The 19,161-nt window shown below is 71.0% G+C and carries 15 protein-coding genes; 8 read left to right on the forward strand and 7 right to left on the reverse strand.

Going from position 1 to position 19,161, the window contains the following annotated elements; genetic code table 11:
* Positions 1–18: 18 nt before the first annotated feature.
* Both IG75_RS0124030 and IG75_RS0124035 read right to left on the reverse strand, forming a co-directional pair.
* Positions 19–738 carry a TIGR03089 family protein gene (locus tag IG75_RS0124030; protein ID WP_030523333.1) on the reverse strand — a complete coding sequence of 240 codons (720 nt, stop codon included), beginning with the start codon at positions 736–738 and terminating at the stop codon, positions 19–21.
* A 16-nt stretch (positions 739–754) separates the two neighbouring features.
* Complete coding sequence (locus IG75_RS0124035; protein ID WP_081877061.1) at positions 755–2,161, reverse strand: LCP family protein; 1,407 nt, start codon at positions 2,159–2,161, stop codon at positions 755–757.
* A gap of 213 nt (positions 2,162–2,374) precedes the next feature.
* Between IG75_RS0124035 and rfbD the strand changes: the two genes are divergently transcribed.
* Genes rfbD through manB form a run of 3 tightly spaced genes read left to right on the forward strand, consistent with a single transcriptional unit; the run spans position 2,375 to position 5,292 of the window.
* Complete coding sequence (gene rfbD, locus IG75_RS0124040) at positions 2,375–3,244, forward strand: dTDP-4-dehydrorhamnose reductase (protein ID WP_030523331.1); 870 nt, start codon at positions 2,375–2,377, stop codon at positions 3,242–3,244.
* 11 nt (positions 3,245–3,255) lie between these two features.
* Positions 3,256–4,158 (forward strand): glycosyltransferase family 2 protein, encoded by a 903-nt coding sequence (locus IG75_RS0124045; protein WP_036514966.1) that lies wholly within the window; start codon positions 3,256–3,258, stop codon positions 4,156–4,158.
* A 54-nt stretch (positions 4,159–4,212) separates the two neighbouring features.
* Entirely contained in the window at positions 4,213–5,292 is a 1,080-nt protein-coding gene (manB, locus tag IG75_RS0124050) for a mannose-1-phosphate guanylyltransferase (protein WP_030523329.1), read from the forward strand.
* 3 nt (positions 5,293–5,295) lie between these two features.
* Here manB and IG75_RS0124055 read toward each other — a convergent pair whose 3' ends face one another.
* Positions 5,296–6,867, reverse strand: a complete 1,572-nt coding sequence (locus IG75_RS0124055) for a carboxylesterase/lipase family protein (protein WP_030523328.1) — start codon at positions 6,865–6,867, stop codon at positions 5,296–5,298.
* A gap of 116 nt (positions 6,868–6,983) precedes the next feature.
* Between IG75_RS0124055 and IG75_RS0124060 the strand changes: the two genes are divergently transcribed.
* Positions 6,984–7,205, forward strand: coding sequence for an FmdB family zinc ribbon protein (locus tag IG75_RS0124060; protein ID WP_030523327.1), 222 nt, complete (start codon positions 6,984–6,986; stop codon positions 7,203–7,205).
* 93 nt (positions 7,206–7,298) lie between these two features.
* Here IG75_RS0124060 and IG75_RS0124065 read toward each other — a convergent pair whose 3' ends face one another.
* From IG75_RS0124065 to IG75_RS0124080, 4 genes are all read right to left on the reverse strand, one after another.
* Entirely contained in the window at positions 7,299–7,595 is a 297-nt protein-coding gene (locus IG75_RS0124065; RefSeq protein WP_030523326.1) for an Rdx family protein, read from the reverse strand.
* Positions 7,596–7,649: 54 nt separating this feature from the next.
* On the reverse strand, positions 7,650–8,090 hold the full coding sequence (locus IG75_RS0124070) for a YchJ family protein (protein ID WP_081877060.1): 441 nt from the start codon (positions 8,088–8,090) through the stop codon (positions 7,650–7,652).
* Positions 8,087–8,485, reverse strand: a complete 399-nt coding sequence (locus IG75_RS0124075; protein WP_051714864.1) for a hypothetical protein — start codon at positions 8,483–8,485, stop codon at positions 8,087–8,089. Before IG75_RS0124075 ends, IG75_RS0124070 begins: the two co-directional genes overlap by 4 nt.
* Before the next feature lie 71 nt (positions 8,486–8,556).
* Positions 8,557–11,061 carry an AAA family ATPase gene (locus IG75_RS0124080; protein WP_245713262.1) on the reverse strand — a complete coding sequence of 835 codons (2,505 nt, stop codon included), beginning with the start codon at positions 11,059–11,061 and terminating at the stop codon, positions 8,557–8,559.
* A 504-nt stretch (positions 11,062–11,565) separates the two neighbouring features.
* Here IG75_RS0124080 and IG75_RS0124085 point away from each other — a divergent pair.
* Genes IG75_RS0124085 through IG75_RS0124100 form a run of 4 tightly spaced genes read left to right on the forward strand, consistent with a single transcriptional unit; the run spans position 11,566 to position 19,116 of the window.
* On the forward strand, positions 11,566–14,430 hold the full coding sequence (locus IG75_RS0124085; protein ID WP_030523322.1) for an SWIM zinc finger family protein: 2,865 nt from the start codon (positions 11,566–11,568) through the stop codon (positions 14,428–14,430).
* Positions 14,427–15,533, forward strand: a complete 1,107-nt coding sequence (locus IG75_RS0124090; protein WP_030523321.1) for an ATP-binding protein — start codon at positions 14,427–14,429, stop codon at positions 15,531–15,533. Before IG75_RS0124085 ends, IG75_RS0124090 begins: the two co-directional genes overlap by 4 nt.
* The gene (locus IG75_RS0124095; RefSeq protein ID WP_030523320.1) at positions 15,530–17,950 is read left to right on the forward strand and encodes a DUF5682 family protein; all 2,421 of its coding nucleotides are present in this window, start codon (positions 15,530–15,532) and stop codon (positions 17,948–17,950) included. The genes IG75_RS0124090 and IG75_RS0124095 overlap by 4 nt, the downstream gene beginning before the upstream one ends.
* A complete protein-coding gene (locus tag IG75_RS0124100) occupies positions 17,947–19,116 on the forward strand; it encodes a VWA domain-containing protein (RefSeq protein ID WP_030523319.1) in 1,170 nt (389 codons plus the stop codon). The genes IG75_RS0124095 and IG75_RS0124100 overlap by 4 nt, the downstream gene beginning before the upstream one ends.
* Positions 19,117–19,161 lie beyond the last annotated feature (45 nt).

Consider the following 19,161-nt stretch of genomic DNA (forward strand, 5'->3'; position numbering starts at 1 on the left):
GTGGTAGGAGAGGACCTCTCACAGAACGCAGGTGACCCGTTCGCTTTCCACCCGCCGCTCCCGCAGCGCCGGATCGGGATTGGCCACCTGAACCAGGGAGGCGCCCGCGGTGAGCACCGCGAGGTAACCGTCGATCAATTCGGCGGGCGTATCCCAGGAGGCGCTGGAGAGCACCCGGTCACCTTCGGCGAAACCTTGCCGGGCAGCGGATTTCCGGGCCTCGGCGAGCACCTCCGATACCGGCATACCGTCGAGGGCCGCACCGGTGCCACCGGGCAGGAACTGATCTCCGTGCACGCGGACCGCGGTCGCGTAGTCGGTGACCCCGATCGGCAGATCCCGGACCGGCCCACCCATCGGGTCCAGCGACAACGCCGCCACCTCGGGCGCGTCCTCGGTTTCGGCCAGCCGGTCCGCCGCGGCGAAAACGAGTTCCGCGTCGGGGTCGGCGTGCAGTACCACTTCGGTTCCCGCCCACCAGCAGCCGAGCAGGACCGCCGCGGTCTGCCAGTGCGCGGGCAGCAGCACCGCGACCCGGGCGCCCGGGGTGAGCCCGAACTCGTCGCGGATCAGATTGCCGGTTTTGGCGGCCCAGTTGGCGAGGGTGAGCCCGGACAGCTCGATCCGGGCGCCGGTCGCGTCGTCGTACCAGGTGACGCGGGGGGCGGCCGGTTCGCGGTCCAGAATCGGCTCGAGCACCGCTTCGGGAAGGGTTGTTGCCTGGTCTATGTCACGCATCGTCTGCTTTCGGCGCTCAATTCACACAGGTGGGTCCGTCTTCGGCCGCCGCGATCGGCGGCGCGGGCGGCACCGGAGTGGCCGAGGTCGACGTAGAGCCGAAATCGATCACGTCTCCGCTACCGGATCCGGGGCCAGCGTAGTCGCTCGTCAGCACCACGCTCACCGCTCCCGTCGCAATCGACGGATCCGAGACGACGGGCACCCCGCCCAGCGCGGCCGCGACCGCCTTCGCGCCCGGATCCGACGCCGAGGGGGCGCGCACCTGGCTCTGCGACACCGGCCCACCGGAATAGTTACCCACCGACCCCTGGGTGTAACCGAGACCGAGGAGTTCCTGGGCGACCGCGTTCGCCAGGCCCGAGATCGTGCTGGAGTTGTACACCGAGACCTCGACGTTGCCCGGGTTCACCGCGGGGGTGGTGGTCTCGGTCTCGGGCCGGCGGGTCGGTTCCTCGCCGACCAGGGCGGCGACATAGTCGTGCACCTCGTCGGGATCGACGCGGACCACCGATTCTCCGTTGGTGGTGGTGCCGTTGAGATCGGCGACCGGAACCGTCTCGAAGGTGACCTCCCCGGCGGCCAGGTCCTGGAGCTGGTTCAGGAAACCGATCAGATCCCAGCCCTCGTCGAGTACCACGGTGCGCCCCACGGCGTCGCTGAGTTCGCGCAACCGGCTCGGATTGCTCAGCGTGTCGGCGCTCACGACCTGATGGACCAGCTGGGCCATGAACACCTGCTGCCGCACGATGCGGTCCAGGTCGCCGCGTTCGAGATTGTGGCGTTGCCGCACGAAGCTCAGCGCCTGGGGCCCGTCGAGCTTCTGCCGCCCGCCCGGGAAATACGCCCCCGAGAGCGGTTCGTCGACCGCATGGCGCAGGCAGACGTCCACCCCGCCGACCGCGTCGGTGAGCAGGACGAAACCGAGCAGGGAGACCTCGGCGTAGTGGTCGACGGTGATCCCGGTGAGCCCGGCCACCGATTCGATCAGTGCCTGCCGCCCGCGCTGGGTGGACTGCTCTTCGGCGTCGTCCGCCGAGACCCCCTCGGCGAGCAGATCGTCCTGCACGGTCTGTTTGGTGACCCCGTAGGCGGAATTGATCTTGCCCTTGCCCAGGCCGGGAATATCGACGTAGGCGTCGCGGGGTATCGAGATGGCCGTGGCCGAGCGCCCGTCGTTGGGCACACGCACCAGCACGATGGTGTCGGTATTGGTGCCTATCTCGTCACCGGCGTGCAGCATGGCCCGTTCGGCGTCGGTGAGGGGGTTGCCTTTGGCGTCGGTCCGCGAATCCACGCCGACGAGCAGGATGTCGACCGCGCCGTCGGTATGCCCACCCAGGCCCAGATCGCTGATCCGCTCGATATTCGAGACCAGGGAATCCACCCCGCGCCAGGCGAACCCGGTCGCCACCAGCACCATCAGAGCAACCGATGCGACCAGTACCCGCACCGGGCTCCACAACGTCGGCTCCCCACGCTGCGCCACCTTGGACTTCCTCTCCCCTTACGGATCGGTCGAGGACCCCGACCCACTTCGCGTATGCCGTCGAAACACCTTCCGCACCACGCAGGCTAACCAACAGCAGCCCCGGTGACCCCGATTCGGCGACCGACGGCGTGCCAGACTGGGCCGGTGAACGCCGCACTACCGACCGCAACCGAAGTAGCCGACCGTCTCCTCGTCACCGGGGCGGGCGGTCAGGTGGGTGGTGAACTACTCCGGCTGATACCCGCTCTCCGGGCCTTCACCCGGTCCGGGCTCGACATCACCGATCGAACAGCGGTGGAATCAGTGGTCCGTCCCGGCGATATCGTCCTCAATTGTGCCGCGTTCACCGCGGTCGACCGAGCCGAATCGGAACCCGGAACCGCCTTCGCCGGTAACGAGACCGGCCCGGCGGTACTCGCCGCGGCCTGCGCGCGCGCCGGCGCCCGGCTGATCCACCTCTCCACCGACTATGTCTTCCCCGGCACCGCCGACAGCCCCTACGAACCGTCCGATCCCACCGGGCCCACCACGGTGTACGGCCGTTCGAAACTCGCCGGGGAACGCGCGGTGCGTGAACTGTGCCCGGAGTCCCATATCGTGCGGACGGCCTGGGTATACGCCGGGACCGGCACCGATTTCGTGGCCACCATGCGCCGGCTGGAGAAGGAACGCGACACCGTATCCGTGGTGAACGATCAGATCGGCTCCCCCACCTTCGCCGCCGACCTCGCCGCCGGACTGCTCGAACTGGCCGCGACGCCCACGGCACCCGCTGTGCTGCACGCCACGAACTCCGGCCGGGCCAGCTGGTACGACCTGGCCCGCGCGGTATTCGCCGGTATCGGCGCCGACCCGGAGCGGGTCCGGCCGTGCACCACCGCGGATTTTCCCCGGCCCGCCGCCCGGCCCGCTTTCTCGGTGCTGTCCGGGACCGCTTGGCGCGAGGCCGGACTGACACCTTTGCGCCCGTGGGAATCCGCGCTGACCGAGGCACTGAACCGGGCCGCCCGTTAGGGTGGTGCGCTGTGAGCGCTTCCGATACCCCGCACGACCGGCCACGTCTGGCCGTGGTCACGGTCACCTATTCGCCGGGCGAACATCTCGAGCATTTCATCAGCACCCTGGCCACGGCCACCGCGGAGAAGCCGCAGGTCATCCTGGCCGATAACGGCTCCACCGACGGTGTCCCCGAACTCGTGGCCGACGCCAATGCCCATGTGCGCTTCCTACCGACCGGCGGCAATATCGGATACGGCGGCGCCATCAACCGGGCCGTCGCCGAAATCGACCCCGAACTCGAGTACGTATTGATCGCCAACCCGGATATCCGGTGGGGCAACGATTCCATCGACATCATGCTCGAAGCGGCCCAGCGATGGCCCCGGGCCGGCGCCATCGGGCCCATGGTCCGCGAACCCGACGGCAGCGTCTACCCCTCGGCCCGCTCGGTACCCGGGATCATGGACGGCGCGGGTCACGCGATCCTCGGCGCCGTCTGGAAGACCAACCCGTGGACCCGGCGCTACCGCCAGGAGAACGAGGAGATCTCCGAACGCACCGTCGGCTGGCTGTCCGGGTCGTGCCTGCTGGTGCGGCGCGCGGCGTTCGATTCGATCGAGGGCTTCGACTCGCGGTACTTCATGTACATGGAGGATGTCGACTTCGGTGACCGGATGGGCCGGGCCGGCTGGCACAACGTCTTCGTGCCCGACGCCGAGGTCACCCACGCCAAGGGGCACGCGGCCGGACGCCACCCCGAGACGATGCTGCCCGCCCACCACGCCAGCGCCTACCGCTTCCAGGCCGACCGGCATCCGCACTGGTGGCAGGCCCCGCTGCGCTGGGCGCTGAAGGCCGGACTTGCGGTGCGCTGCCGGATTGCGGTTCGATCCGCTCTGCGTGCACGGGATCGGGAGCAGGCCGGATAGACAACCGACCGTTACCGTGCCGGGTCGATGATCGGATGGGAACAAGGGAGCTCCATGGCATCACAAGCAGGCGCTGACGCGGTGATTCTGGTCGGCGGAAAGGGGACACGGCTGCGGCCGCTGACCCTGTCGGCGCCCAAGCCGATGCTCCCGACCGCCGGGCTGCCGTTCCTGACCCATCTGCTGACCCGGATCGCGGGCGCGGGCATCACCCATGTGGTGCTCAGCACCTCCTACAAGGCCGAGGTCTTCGAGGAGTATTTCGGCGACGGCGCGGAATTCGGCCTCGAGCTCGAATACGTCACCGAGACCGAACCTCTGGGCACCGGCGGCGGGATCCGCAATGTGCTGTCCCGGCTCACCGCGGACAACGTCATGGTGTTCAACGGTGACGTCCTCGGCGGCACCGACCTGACGTCCATTCTGGAGACCCACGAGAAGACCCGGGCCGACGTCACCCTGCACCTGGTGCGGGTCAGCGATCCGCGCGCCTTCGGCTGCGTACCGACCGACGCCGACGGCCGGGTCACGGCCTTCCTGGAGAAGACCCAGGACCCGCCGACCGACCAGATCAACGCCGGCTGCTACGTCTTCCGGCGCGAATACATCGAAAAGATCCCGGCCGGGCGCCCGGTCTCGGTGGAGCGCGAAGTCTTCCCCGCGCTACTGACCGAGGGCGCCCGTGTCCAGGGTCACGTCGACACCTCGTACTGGCGGGATATGGGCACTCCGGAGGACTTCGTCCGCGGTTCCGCGGACCTGGTCCGCGGTATCGCCCCCTCCCCCGCGCTCCCCGGCCAGCGCGGGGAATCCCTCGTGCACGAAGGCGCCGGGATCGCCCCGGGCGCCCTGCTCATCGGCGGCACCGTGGTGGGCCGCGGCGCGGAAGTGGGCGCCGGTGCCCGTCTCGACGGCGCCATCCTGTTCGACGGCGCCAAGGTGGAGGCCGGGGCCACGGTGGAACGCTCCATCATCGGTTTCGGCGCCCGCATCGGCCCCCGCGCCCTGGTCCGCGACGGAGTGATCGGCGACGGCGCCAGCGTGGGCGCCCGCTGCGAACTGCTGCGCGGCGCCCGGGTGTGGCCGGGAGTGGAGATCCCCGACGGCGGGATCCGCTTCTCCACCGACGTGTGAGAGTTACGCGAAGCCGACCGCGCGTTCTCCCCATGCGGTGAGCAGGTCGCCCTCCGGGTCCGGTACCACGCGGTCGATGGAGTCGATCAGCAGCGTGTCCCGCGACTCCGGATGGTAGGGCGGCCAGTGTTTCGAGCCGTCCAGCGCGGCCGGTACGCCGTGCGCGGCGAAGGCCAGCCAGCGACGCATCATCCGGCCCGAGACCTCGACGGCCTGTTTCCGGCCGCCGAGCCAGAAGGTGGGGTCGTGGTCGAAGGTGCCGAAGTTGCCGAACACGTACGGCAGTTCGGTGGCGTGCCCGGCGCCGACCCGGGCCGCCCGCAGCATGGGCGTGGCGTGGTCGAACCGGTACATCCAGGTCCGTGAGTGCTGGGCGTGGCCGTCGGCCACCCACAGGGCCGGCATCCGGAACGCCGCGTCGGTGGACATGGCCAGCGCACCCCGGGGCTTCGCCAGGTCGGGATACACCGCGGTGATCTCCGCGAGCCGTTCCGCCGTCAGCCCGGGATGCCCGGCCTGTACCTGTTCGAGCATCGTGTTCACCGCTTGCGGGGTCACCGGCATGATCGGCGACCGGAACAGCCGGAACAGCGACGCCTCGTCCTTGTTGGTGCCGATGATGAGCGGTACCCGATGTGACCGCCCGTCCCGGAAGCGGTCGGTGGGATAGCCGGGCAGCAGATCCTCGTCGACGACCGGGGCGGCGGCCAGGGTGCCGGGCGCCTGCAGCGGCACCTCGTCGATCAGGACCGCGGCGGCCCGCACGATCCGCTCGAGCGGGCATTCGAGCAGTTCGCCGATCCGGGCGCGGGGCAGGTCGACCAGTTCACGGAAACGTTCGGCCACCCCGGCCGCGCGTTCCTTCCCGTACACGGTCGTGGCGGGCGGGCTCTGCGCGATGGCGCGCTGGAACAGACCGGCGGCCCGCGGCGCGGTGAGCAGCGCGGTGACACAGCCGGCCCCGGAGGATTCCCCGAAGAGGGTCACATTCCCCGGGTCGCCGCCGAAGGCGCCGATATTGTCGCGCACCCATTCCAGGGCCGCCAGCTGGTCGAGGAGGCCCAGATTGGGAACGAACTCGTCGGACAGCGACGAAAGATCCAGGAACCCGAACGCGCCCACCCGGTAGTTCACCGTCACCACCACCACGTCACCCATCTCGGCCAGGTGGCGACCGTCGTAGACGCCCTGGGCCGCGGAGCCGAGGCAGTAGGCGCCGCCGTGCAGCCACACCATCACCGGCCGCGGTTCCTCCGACGCGGTGGCCGGCGCCCAGACATTGAGCCACAGGCAGTCCTCGCCCATGGCCAGCGAGCGGTCCATGGGCACGGTGTTGGCCATATCCTGCGGCGCGATCTGCCCGGCGACCAGGCAGTCGCGGAGCCCGTCCCAGCGTTCCGGGGCCCGCGGGGGCCGGAACCTGCGAGGTCCGGCGGGTGCGGCGGCGTAGGGAACACCCCGCCAGACCGAGACCGCGCCCTCCCGGCTACCGCGGACCGCGCCGAACTCGGTCCGCGCCACCGGGGCGCGCTCGTCGCCCACCGCAGGCGTCCCCTCGAAGCACTGGACGTTCATCACAGACCTCCTCTACCTGTGCATTCGAGGGTACGACCGAAGTGGTTACACTTCGGTTCCAGAAATGTCGCGTTGCATCGCAAAAAAGGGGCGCCGGGTCGCCCTAGAATTCGGCCATGCCGAGTTACGAGTTCCGCTGCCGCAGCTGCGGCGACACTTTCGAGATCAACCGACCGATGGCGCAGGCGTCGCATCCGGCCCGTTGCCCGCACGGCCACGACGACACCGTGAAACTGCTGACCACCTTCGCGACCACCGGCCGCGCGGCCGCTCCGGCCGTCTCCGCGCCCGCCGCGCCTACCGGCGGTGGCTGCTGCGGTGGCGGTTGCTGCGCCTGATCCACGTCCCGCACCGGACCGCCGCCCGGCGGCCCGGCCCGGCGGGTCCGCGGCGCGGCGTGACGTCTTTCCTGCTGCGGCCCGGCGCACGGATCATCCCGCGATGCCGGGATCCGCGCCGCCGCGGTCGATATGGCCGAGATCGCGCTCCGGGGCGATCCGGTCGCGGACCCGCTGTTTGAGGACGGCGATATCCGGAAATCCCCCGTCGGCCCGGCGCTCCCACACCTGGGTGTCGTCGACCGTGATGCGGAAGACGCCGCCTTCCCCGGGAATCAACGCGACCTCGCCGATATCGGTGGTGAAAGTGGTCAGCAGTTCCTGGGCCATCCAGCTCGCCCGCAGCAGCCAGCGGCACTGGGTGCAGTATTCGATGGCGATACGCGACACGACAGGCACATTACCGGCGGACGGGACAGGTGGCCGGGCGGCCGGCCGGTGCGGTCACCATCGGTCGACCTCCCCGTCCACGTACTGCCAGCATCCGTCGACCCGCAGGAACCGGCTTGTCTCGTGCAACCGGCCCCGGCCGCCCGGGTCCCGATAGTGCGCGGAGAATTCGACGGTCCCGGATTCATCGAACGGACCGCCTCCGGCCGTGTGCAGGATCTCCACGAACAGCCAGCGCCGGGCGGGGTCGAGATCGAGTTCGGCGGGGCGCGTACCGGCGTGCCAGGTTCGCCGCAGGTAGTCGGTATCGCCCACCGCGAACGCGGTGAACCGGGACCGCATCAGCGCTTCGGCGGTGGGCGCCGGGCGGCCGGCCAGCAGCGGCCCGCAGCATTCTCCGAAAATATCGCCGCGGCGGCACGGGCACGGCTTCGTATGGTCCACGTCTCGATTGTGCCCGGCGGGCGCCGGCCGCCTCGGAGATCGCCCGCTCATCCGGGTACGGCGGCAAGTTCGGTGGCGATCCGGGCAGTATCGTCGCGCCAGCGGCGCAACTCGGTGACACCGGGCGCGAGCTCGTAGTCGTGATGATGGGTGGCATGCGACAGCGCGGTCCACAGGGCGGCGATCCGGGCGGCGGTGAGCGGATCGGTCACCACCCGCAGCGCCAGGAGCTGGGCCCGCATCGGACAGCGCGCGAGGTCGGGTTCGGTCCGCGACCACAGATCGTCCACCGACTGTTCGAGCGCGATCCGCAGGATCCACGCGGTCGCGCGCGACCAGACCCCGCCGGCGGCGGGTACCGATCCCTCCAGCAGCCGATCCGCCACCGCCAGCCTGTCCCCGATACCGGGCCGTGGCGCGGGGTCCTCGGCGGCGCGGGGCCGCACCGGCCGGCTGTCGGTCCGCGGGCCGCGGCCGCCACCTCCGCGTCGCCCCGAGCCCCGGTCCCGGCCTCCGCTCACCCCGCCAGCCACTCGGCGAAACGTTCGGTATCGGCGATCAGCTCGGCGAGATCACGGTCGATCGGTACATGGGCACCGGCGGTGGCATCGCGCACGACCTCGACCGCCCAGCGACCCTCCTTGGCCAGCTGTTTGTTCAGATCCTCGATCCGGTGCCCGGGACCCAGCACCGCGAGGGTGACCATTGCCCGGGTCGATTGGGCCCGGTCGATCCGCCGCTGCACCTCCCGGTGGTCCATACCGCCGGCCAGCAGCACCCGCTTTGCCCGGGCCAGGCTCGCCGCCTCCAGCGCGGAACGGCAGCAGGTCGCGACGAGTTCGTCGGCGATGGTCCGGGGCAGCTGCGGAGTGCGCAGCAGAGCGCGCGCGTCGTCGAGGTAGCGGTGGACGGGGTCGCTGGACAGCCGGACCTCCACCACCGAGCGTTCCCGGCGCTGTACCTCGACGATCCGGGCGTCGATCTGCATCCGGCGCACCGCCTCGGCGAGCCGGTCGTCGTGGGTGAACACCACCACCTGGCGTTCCCAGGCGACGGTGGCCAGTACCCGGGCCAGCCCGTCCACTTTGGCGGGATCCATCGCCTGGACCGGATCGTCGATCACCACGAACCGGAAGGGGCTCGCCGCGACGGTCGCGCGCGGCAGGAACAGGGCCAGGCCGAGCGCATGCAACTCACCCTGGCTCATCACCCCGAGCGCGGCGCCGTCCACATCGTCCACGGTCACCTCCAGCTGCACCCGGCGCGCGCTGTTCGCGTTGCCCTGCAGATGGATGCCGCCGAGTTCGACGCTGCTCTGCTGGCGCAAGGTCTGCCACACCCACCGGGCGGTCCCGGCCAGGGGGGCCAGCCGCTCGTCACGCACCCGTGCGGTGGCCGCCTTCAACCACTCCTCGGCCGCGCGGGCGGTCTGTCGTTCCGCGGCCTGCGCGGTGACCGTGCGGGTGAGTTCGAGCCAGGCACTCAGGCGCGGCGCGAACGGCGCCCAGGCCTCGTCGAGCCGGTCCAGCTCCTTACCGGCGCACTGCTGGGCGAAATCCAGCTCCGCGGACAGATACTCGTGCTCGGCACGTAACCGGTCGGGCAGGTCGTGCGGCTGCCCCGATTCGGGTAGACCGACCCAGCGGCCCCAGGCCCGGCCCAGCGCCACGGTATCGAGGCCTGCCGTATCCGCCGCGGCCAGGGCCGGCGGAAGTTCGCCCGTGAGCACCCGCAGTTCCGCCAGCGCCCGGGTGAGCTCGTCGCGGGCCCGGACGAGATCCGCCGTCCGCACCGACAGTCCGTCGATCGCGGCCGCGGTATCGAGCAGCCACTGCCGATCCAGCGTGCCGCCACCGCAGACGGGGCACGGCGTGCTGTGGCCGTCGGTATCCGGGCTCGTCCGGGGTCCGGCCGCGGAGAACGCCGGATCGGCAGCGGGCGTCCCGGACTGCCCGCGCGTGGTGACATGCGCATACGCGGCCCGCAATACGTCGAGGACACGCAGGTCCGCGGTCATTTCGGGTGAGGTCGCCGCGGCGACCGCGGCAGCCGCGGTGGAGATCCGGGCCGCCAGCGCCGCTATCCGCTCGGCCGGCGGCAGCTCGAGGGCGAGTACCGCGCGCAACGCGGCCGGTTCCGGCCCGCCGGCGGTATCGCCCACCAAAGTCTCGAGCGCGGCGATATCAGGGGCCGGCTCGCGCAACAGCGCGATCGCGCGCCGCGCACGATGATCGGTGACCTCGGCGAGTTCGGTCAGCAGGGTCTGCCTGTCCCGGCGCGCGGTCCGGGCCGCGCGTTCGAGGTCCAGGCGGCGGACCCGGATCCGCTCGTGCGCGACGATCAGTTCGTCCAGACCGAGCAACTGGTGCAGCGCGTCGAACAGTTCACTGGGCTTCCCGTCCACCAGCGCGCCGAGTTCGCTGTAGGACAGGAACGGCCGGTACAACTCCATGGGCAGCGCCCAGTCACCGCCGGCGAAAACCTGCGCGGGCCCGTCCCCGCGCCGCTGGGTCCAGGTGCCGCCCGGCAGCGGTTCCTCGGCGTCCCATTCCCGGGCGACGGTCAGCGCGGGCTCCGGACCGTCGGTGCGCAGTTCCAGTTCCACCCGGACCGGGCCGGACCGGTGCAGGTTGCGCCAGCCCTCGCGCCACGCGGTCGAACGGCCGTCCCAGCGCCGGTTGCCGCCGGTCAACGCGAGTTCCGCGGCTTCGGCGAAACTCGATTTCCCGCTGCCGTTGCGGCCGGTCACCAGCGTCAGCCCCGGGCCGGTGGGCAGTTCGAGCGTGGTCTCCGGCCCGATACCGCGGAACCCGCGCACCCGGATGGCGTGCAGGAAGACGCCGTCGAGGCCGGAACTCGTTGCGCTCGCCGCCGATTCGGCGGAGCCGGGCGGTGGATCGAGGGCCGCGCGCACGAGCGCGGCCACCGCGGCGGGAATATCCGGATCCGCATCGATGCGCCGCGTTATCACGTCGGCGGGCCGGACGGATGCCGCCCCGGATTCCTCACGCACAGAGTTCACGGAAGTTCTCCACCCCCTCGAGGCCACACGCCTGCCGAGCCCCCGTGTGTGGTCGTACGGTCGAAAGCTGTGCGAAACGCTACCCGATAGCGGCCGTTCCGGACAGAGCCGGTTCTCGGCTCCGTCCCGGACGGTTGCGATACACCACGCCGGAACCGGGCGCGGGGAAGTACGCACGGCCGGCGGCTCGAACGTGCCCGCGGGGATGGGATCTGGTCATCGGCCGACCCGACCGGCTGCCGATGGCCACCCCTCGCCAACCCCGTCGGGCAGCTCGTCGGTGTGTCACCCTTCAGGGGTGGCTCGGTCTGGCCGAACAGGACAGAATGCCAGACTCGATCGGATCACGCAACATTTACGATATTGCTAGGCGCCTCGAATCCGGTTCGGCGCCAAGCTCTTCCATCGGTGACCATGCCGCGGAGAGATTCTGTCGGTGCGGTGCGATAGAAATCTCTCGACCGAGAGACAGGGCATCATGACCGACCGAAACGAGTCCGCCGGATGACACCACGGTGGAGCGAGAACCAGGTGACAGCGCTCGCGCCCGATACGAGTTCCCTCACCGCCGCCCGCAAACTGGCCGGGAAATGGTCCGGCACCGGCTGGTCCGGGGCCACACTGTGGGGCTTGTGCAAGGGCAGCGGGCAAACCCCGTACCAGACGATCGTCGATCTGGCCGGGCCCGCTTTCCGCTGCTCCTGCCCGAGCCGCAAATTCCCGTGCAAGCACGCCCTGTCACTACTGCTGATCTGGTCGGCGGGCACGGTCGCGGAGTCCGGCGAAACAGCCGATTTCGCCGCCGAGTGGATCGGCCGGCGCGCCGCGAAGGCGGCCGCTCCGCCGAAGCAGCCGCGCGGCGGCGATCCGGCCACCGCGCAGCAGCGGCAGGAAAGGGTGAAAGCCGGTCTGGCCGAATTAGATACCTGGCTCACCGACCAGATCCGCACCGGACTGGCCCAGACAGATCGCTCCCATGCGGCGTTCGAGGCGGTGGCCGCGCGCTTGGTGGACGCTCAGGCGCCCGGCCCGGCCGCCGCGGTGCGCCGCCTGCCCGACGCGGTGGTGCGCCGGGCGAACTGGCCGGAAGTGCTGTTGGGCCGGTTCGCGTGGCTGCACCTGCTCATCACCGCCCATACGCGATCGGACACGCTGCCCGCGCCGCTGGCGGCCGCCGTCCGCGGCCATATCGGCTATCCGGTTCCGGCGGAAACGGTGCAGGCCGAACCCGCGGTGACCGATCGGTGGCTGACCGTCGGCATGCGCACCGAGGAAGAAGACCGGCTGCACACCCGCCGGACCTGGCTCCACGGTATGCGTACCGGCCGGTGGGCACTGCTGGTGGAGCATTCTTTCGGCTCCCCTGTCTTCCCCGCGAACACCCCGCCGATCGGTCTCGCGGCCGAGTACGCGGTGCACTTCTATCCGGTCGCGGCGCCGCTGCGCGCGATGACCGGATCGGCCCGGGACGAGGCGGCAGCCACCGCCGCAGAGCCGGCGGAGACCGCCGGAACGGGGACCGTCGCCGCGGCGCTGACGGATTTCGCGACGGCGGCGGCCGCCGATCCGTGGCTGGAGTCCTGGCCCGTACTGCTGCGCGAGGTGACACCTGTCCGGCAGGGCGAGGACTGGCTGCTCGGCGAATCCGACGGTACCGCGCTGCCACTGGCGGAGCCCGCACAACCGTGGCGGCTGCTCGCGCTGTCCGGCGGCCGGCCGGTGACCGTCTTCGGTCTCTGGACAGGCCGGCGACTGGAGCTGATCTCCGTCCTGGCCGACGGGGATTTCCACGATGCCGGGCCCGCCGCGGACGCTGCCGGCTCCGCCGTCGCCGCCACACCGGAGGCGGCGTCGATCGCCCTGCTGGGTACCGCGCGCGGTGCGGGCACACCGTCGGGAATCGGTGCACAGGTCGCCGCGGCCGTCGCGGCGCTTCCGGAGCGGGATGCCGCGCAGCGCCTGCTCGCGACCACCGCGCTGGAGATGGCCTGGGCGCGCGGCGGCTATCTGCCCCGCCGGGCCGAGGTATCCGGTGTGCCGGCCGCCGCCGATCCCCGACCGGAACTTCCCCGTGCGGCCGCCGACCGGCTGGCCCTGCTGATCGAATCCCGGCCCGAATTCCTGCCCGAATGGTTCGCCGCCGCCGCGCCGCACGAGTACCGCGCCCCGCACCGGCTGGTGGGACCGCTGCTCGAATTCGCGGCGGGCAACGGCGAATCACGCGAGGCGGCGCTGCGGTTGGCCGGCGCCCGCGGCCGCTGGCTGGCCGAGTGGATTCCGCGCTGGCACGACCTGGCGCGGCGGAATACCGCCGAGCCCGAACCCACCGAGGAGACCTGGCACCTGGGCCGGCCGCCGGAACGGCTCGCCTGGCTCACCGCGCTGCGGCACCGGGATCCGGCTGCCGCACGCACGGCCCTGACCGAGGCGTGGCCGCGCGAATCGGGCGCGCCGAAGGCCGAACTGCTCGGAGTACTCGCCGATGGACTGAGCGCCGCGGACGAGGAACTGCTCGAGCGGGCGCTGGGCGATCGCCGCGGTGATGTGCGCCGTACCGCCGCCGAGTTGCTGGCCCGGCTCCCCGCCTCGGCGTTCGCCGAGCGGATGGCCGCGCGCGCCGCCGACTGGATCAAATGCGGCGAGGCCGGTGCGGGCCGGGGATCCGAGCTGTTCGTCGGCATTCCGGAGACACTGGACGAATCGGCGACCCGCGACGGTTTCACCGACGGCACCACGGAATTCGGTTACCGCTGGAACGGGCAGCCCGATCTCGCGGCGACCCGGCTGCGGAAACTGGTGGCCGCGCTACCGCTGAGCTACTGGACCGGTCCCCTGGGTTCGCCGGTACGCGCGGTCGTGACGCACGTGGACGACCGTTTCCGGCAGCCGCTGTTCGACGGCTGGATGGATGCCGCCCTCGCCCAGCGCGATACCCGCTGGGGAGAGGCGCTGTTCACCGCCGGGATGCCGTCGAATCTGGCGATCCTGCGCCGGCGTGAACTGTTCGCGCTGCTCCCGCCCGGCGACCAGCTGCGTCATCTGCTGCGGCTCGGTACCTCCTGGCTGTCCGAACTGGAATCCCTGCTGCCCGCGGTGGCCCATCCCTGGCCACCGGAACTGGCCCGGCATCTCCTGCATCTGTTCGAGGAGCGGGCCCGGACCGCCGCGGCCCGGCGGGGCGCGCCGGGCACCTACCCCAGCGCACACCGTTCGCTGTTGCACACCGCCACCCTCCATCTACCGCCCGAATGCGCGGGCGAGGTCACCGCGCTGGCGGGCCGCTGCGAAGCCGACGACTGGGCCGCGGCCCTCGGACTGCTCGCCCACGACCTCCACCAACGATCCGCAATGCTCGAGGAGCTCATATGACCACCGCCGTCACCGAACCCGCCCCGGCGCTGCTGCGCCCGCACGCCGAACAGGCCTTCGCCGACGAACTGCGTGCCCTGATCGCCGTGGACGATCGCCCACGCCCGCCGTCATGGACCATGTCACCGTGGGCGGTGGTCACCTATCTGCTGGGCGGCGCCCTGTCCGACGGCACCGTGATCAGCCCCAAATACGTGGGACCGCGCCGGCTGATGGAGGTCGCCGTCGCGACCCTCGCCACCGATCGCGCCCTGCTGCTGCTCGGCGTCCCCGGCACCGCGAAGACCTGGGTCTCCGAACATCTCGCGGCCGCCATCAGCGGGTCGTCCACTCTGCTGGTCCAGGGCACCTCGGGGACCGCCGAGGAAGCCATCCGCTACGGCTGGAACTACGCCCGGCTGCTCGCCGAGGGTCCCAGCGATGCCGCGCTGGTGCCCTCGCCGATTCTGAACGCGATGCGCACCGGCGCCATCGCCCGGCTCGAGGAACTCACCCGGATCCCGTCGGATGTCCAGGACGCGCTGATCACCATCCTGTCGGAGAAGACCCTGCCGGTTCCCGAGCTCGGGATGGAAGTGCAGGCTGCCAAAGGTTTCAACATCATCGCGACCGCCAACGACCGCGACCGCGGCGTGAACGAACTGTCCTCCGCACTGCGCCGCCGGTTCAACACCGTCGTCCTCCCGCTGCCGGGCAGCGAAGCCGACGAGATCGATATCGTGACCCGCCGGGTCGAGCAGCTGGGTTCGGCGCTGGAACTGCCCGAGGTCCCGGCCGCCGCCGAGGAGGTGCGCCGGGTGGTGCGTATCTTCCGGGAGCTGCGCGCGGGCCTCACCGCCGACGGCCGGACCAAGCTGAAGTCTCCGTCGGGCACGCTCTCCACGGCCGAGGCCATCTCGGTGATCACCAACGGTATGGCGCTGTCGGCGCATTTCGGTGACGGTGTGCTGCGGGCCGCCGATATCGCGGGCGCGGTCATCGGTTCGGTCGTCAAGGATCCGGTGGCCGATTCGGTGGTGTGGACCGAATACCTCGAGGCCGTGGTGCGCGAACGCCGCGAATGGGCCGATTTCTACCGCGCCTGCCGGGAGATCAACGGATGAGCCCCGCGCAGGCGGCCGAACCCGGCGAGACCCGGGTTTTCGGGATACGGCATCACGGCCCCGGTTCGGCGCGGTCGTTACGCCTGGCGCTGGAACAGTTCCGGCCCGACACCATCCTGATCGAGGGCCCGGCGGACGCCGACCCCCTCGTGGTCCATACCGCCGCCGCGTCGATGGCACCGCCGGTCGCCCTGCTCGGTTATGTCTCCGACGAACCGGCCCGGGCCGCGTTCTGGCCGTACGCGGTGTTCTCTCCGGAATGGCAGGCGCTGCGCTACGCGGTCGACAACGAGGTACCCGTCCGATTCTGCGATCTACCCGCCGCCCAGGTCCTGGCCGTCGACGACCGCACCGGTGGCCGCGACGCGCTGGCCGAACTGGCGGCCGCGGGCGGCTACGACGATGCCGAACGCTGGTGGGACGCGGTGGTCGAATCGACCTCGGATATCGGAACGTTCGAGGCCATCACCGAGGCCATGGCCGCGCTCCGCGAGACCGCGATCATCGAACCGGAGACCGGACCAGGCGACGGCCCGACCGGTGTACCCGAATCCGGTCCCGGCGACGAGGTTTCGGAGGCTCCGCCGGCCGGCGAGTTGCGGGCCGCTTCCGCCGATGAAGTCGGCGATGGCCACCCCGGTGCCCCGGCGGCCTCCGAACTTTCCGGCGAGTTCCCGGCGCCCGATGAGGTCGGCGAGCCGGAACCACCACAGCCCGAGCCGCTGATCCTCGACCGGCACACCCTGATCCGCGAAGCCCATATGCGGCAGGTATTGCGCAAGGCACGCAAGGACGGCGCCCGCCGGATCGCCGTGGTCTGCGGCGCCTGGCACGCCCCCGCGCTCCAGGAACCGCTCGGACCCGCCGCCGCGGATCTCCGCCTGTTGAAAGGCTTGCCCAAGGTCAAAGCCACCCTGACCTGGGTGCCGTGGACGCATTCGCGGCTCGCCGCCGCGTCCGGTTACGGCGCGGGAATCACCTCACCCGGGTGGTATCACCATCTGTTCACCGAGACCGAGCGCCCGATCGCGTCCTGGCTCACCAAGGTGGCGGGCGTACTGCGCGGCCACGACCTGCCGGTTTCGAGTGCTCACATCATCGAGGCCGTGCGGCTCGCGGAAACGCTCGCGGCCCTGCGGGCACGGCCGCTGGCCGGGCTCTCCGAGGTCACCGAGGCGACCCGCGCGGTGCTGTGCGAGGGCGACGATACGGCGCTGCGCCTGGTCGGGACCGAACTGGTGGTGGGCGAAGCACTCGGCGCGGTACCGCCCGAGGCGCCGACCGTACCGCTGGAAGCCGACCTGCGCGCCACGGCCCGTGGCCTGCGCCTGAAACAGGAAGCGCTGGTCCGCACACTGGATCTGGACCTGCGAAAAGAACGCGATATCGGCAGATCGAGACTGCTGCACCGGCTCGGGTTGCTCGGCGTGCACTGGGGCACGCCCGGCGCCGGTACCGTGCAGTCGAAAGGCACGTTCCGGGAGACCTGGGAACTGCGCTGGGAACCGGAGTTCGCGGTCCGGGTGATCGAGGCCTCCCGGTGGGGTACCACGGTGCAGGCGGCGGCCGAGGCGAAGATCCTCGATACGGCCGCGCGGTCCGGCAGCGGGGTCACCGAACTCACCGAAGCGCTGGAATTCGCGTTGCTCGCCGAACTCCCGGGCGCACTCGACGGGCTGATCACCCGGCTCGGTTCGGCGGCCGCGGTGGACCACGATATGACCCATCTGCTGGCCGCACTGCCCGGTCTGCTGCGCACGCTGCGGTACGGGGACGTCCGCGGCACCGACACCTCGGCGCTGACCCATGTCGCCGACAGCATGCTGGTCCGTATCTGCGCCGGCCTGCCCGCCGCGGTCACCGGACTCGGCGACGACACCGCCGCGGCGCTGCGCGATCAGCTCGATATCGCCACCACCGCGATCCACACCCGGGACCACGCCGAATCCACCGAACAGTGGCTGTCGGTCCTGGCCCGGCTGGCCGACCGGCCCGATGTGCACGGCCTGCTGGTCGGCCGGACGGTGCGCCTGCTCAGCGACGCCGACCGGATCGATACCGAGGAGGCGGCCCGGCGGCTGGCGGCGGCGCTGTCGGTCGGCCACCCCGCCCCCGCGAAGGCCGCCTGGGTCGATGGTTTCGTCGGCGGCCGCGGCCTGGTGCTGGTCCACGATCGTGCTCTGCTGCGGCTCATCGACGGCTGGCTCGCCGGTCTGTCCGAGGAGCAGTTCGTCGAGGTCGTACCGCTGCTGCGCCGGACCTTCGGCGCCTTCGAATCCGGGGAGCGCCGCGCCATCGGCGAAGCCGTGCGCGACGGCCGCCCGGCCGCGACCGCTCCCGGGGCCGCCGAAACCGATCCGGCCCGCGGCCTGCTCGCCCTGCGCACCGTCGCCGACATCCTGGGAGTCCCCGCTTGAACACCACCACACCGCACGGTCTCACCGATGAGGCCCGGCTGCGCCGCTGGCGCCTCGTCCTCGGCGCGGCCGCCGAGCCGGCGCTCGGCGGCCTCGGCACCGCCGACGACAAGGCCATCGACAAAGCCCTCGGCGCGGTCTACGACAACAGTGGCGGCTCCCGTGGTGATCGGGCCGGCGGCCTGGGCGGGTCGGCGCCGCGGGTCGCGCGGTGGCTCGGTGATATCCGCACCTACTTCCCGTCGACGGTGGTCGAGGTGGTGCAGCGGGACGCGGTGGAGCGGCTGAACCTCACCCAGCTGCTGCTGGAGCCGGAGCTCATGGAGGCGGTCGAACCCGATGTGCACCTGGTCGGCACGCTGCTGAGCCTGAACCGGGTCATCCCGGAAACCACCAAGGCCACCGCCCGGATGGTGGTGTCGAAGGTGGTCAAGCAGATCGAGGAACGGATAGCGACCCGTACCGTGGCCGCGGTGAGCGGGGCGCTCAACCGGTCCACCCGCACCTCCCGGCCCAAACCGCGCGATATCGATTTCGACCGCACCATCCGCAAGAACCTTGCCAATTACCTGCCCGAGCAACGCACCATCATCGCCGAACGGCTGGTGGGTTACGGCCGGCGGGCCCAGGCGGTGCACCGTGATGTGATCCTGGCGATCGACCAATCCGGTTCCATGGCCTCCAGCGTGGTGTACTCCTCGGTGTTCGGCGCGGTCCTGGCCTCGATGCGGTCGCTGCGCACCTCACTGGTGGTTTTCGACACCGAGGTCGTGGACCTCACCGAAAAGCTGTCCGACCCGGTCGATGTGCTGTTCGGCACCCAGCTCGGCGGCGGGACCTACATCAACCGGGCCATCGCCTACTGCCAGTCGCTCGTCACCCGCCCCACCGACAGCCTGTTCTTCCTGATCTCCGACCTCTACGAGGGCGGGGTCCGGGAGGAGATGCTGCGCCGCGTGCACGCCATGAAGGAATCGGGTGTGCAGGTGGTGGTACTGCTGGCGCTCTCCGATGACGGGGCGCCCTCTTACGATCGCGAGAACGCCGCGGCGCTGGCGGCACTCGGCGTGCCGGCCTTCGCCTGCACCCCCGACCGGTTCCCGGATCTGCTGGCCCAGGCGCTGAACCGGGGGGATCTCATGCGCTGGGGAACCGAGCACCGCTGAAACCGGCGCGCACTCCGTGATCCGGCCCGAGCGGGCCGGATCACG

The sequence above is a fragment of the Nocardia rhamnosiphila NBRC 108938 genome (assembly GCF_000720425.1).
Lineage (GTDB): Bacteria > Actinomycetota > Actinomycetes > Mycobacteriales > Mycobacteriaceae > Nocardia > Nocardia rhamnosiphila.

What these genes read in the sequence shown, in the direction of transcription:
- IG75_RS0124030 (WP_030523333.1), bottom strand. Translation starts at nt 738, where the DNA reads ATGCGTGACATAGACCAGGCAACAACCCTTCCCGAAGCGGTGCTCGAG.
- IG75_RS0124035 (WP_081877061.1), bottom strand. Translation starts at nt 2,161, where the DNA reads ATGGTGCTGGTGGCGACCGGGTTCGCCTGGCGCGGGGTGGATTCCCTG.
- manB (WP_030523329.1), top strand. Translation starts at nt 4,213, where the DNA reads ATGGCATCACAAGCAGGCGCTGACGCGGTGATTCTGGTCGGCGGAAAG.
- IG75_RS0124055 (WP_030523328.1), bottom strand. Translation starts at nt 6,867, where the DNA reads ATGAACGTCCAGTGCTTCGAGGGGACGCCTGCGGTGGGCGACGAGCGC.
- IG75_RS0124060 (WP_030523327.1), top strand. Translation starts at nt 6,984, where the DNA reads ATGCCGAGTTACGAGTTCCGCTGCCGCAGCTGCGGCGACACTTTCGAG.
- IG75_RS0124070 (WP_081877060.1), bottom strand. Translation starts at nt 8,090, where the DNA reads ATGAGCGGGCGATCTCCGAGGCGGCCGGCGCCCGCCGGGCACAATCGA.
- IG75_RS0124085 (WP_030523322.1), top strand. Translation starts at nt 11,566, where the DNA reads ATGACACCACGGTGGAGCGAGAACCAGGTGACAGCGCTCGCGCCCGAT.
- IG75_RS0124090 (WP_030523321.1), top strand. Translation starts at nt 14,427, where the DNA reads ATGACCACCGCCGTCACCGAACCCGCCCCGGCGCTGCTGCGCCCGCAC.
- IG75_RS0124095 (WP_030523320.1), top strand. Translation starts at nt 15,530, where the DNA reads ATGAGCCCCGCGCAGGCGGCCGAACCCGGCGAGACCCGGGTTTTCGGG.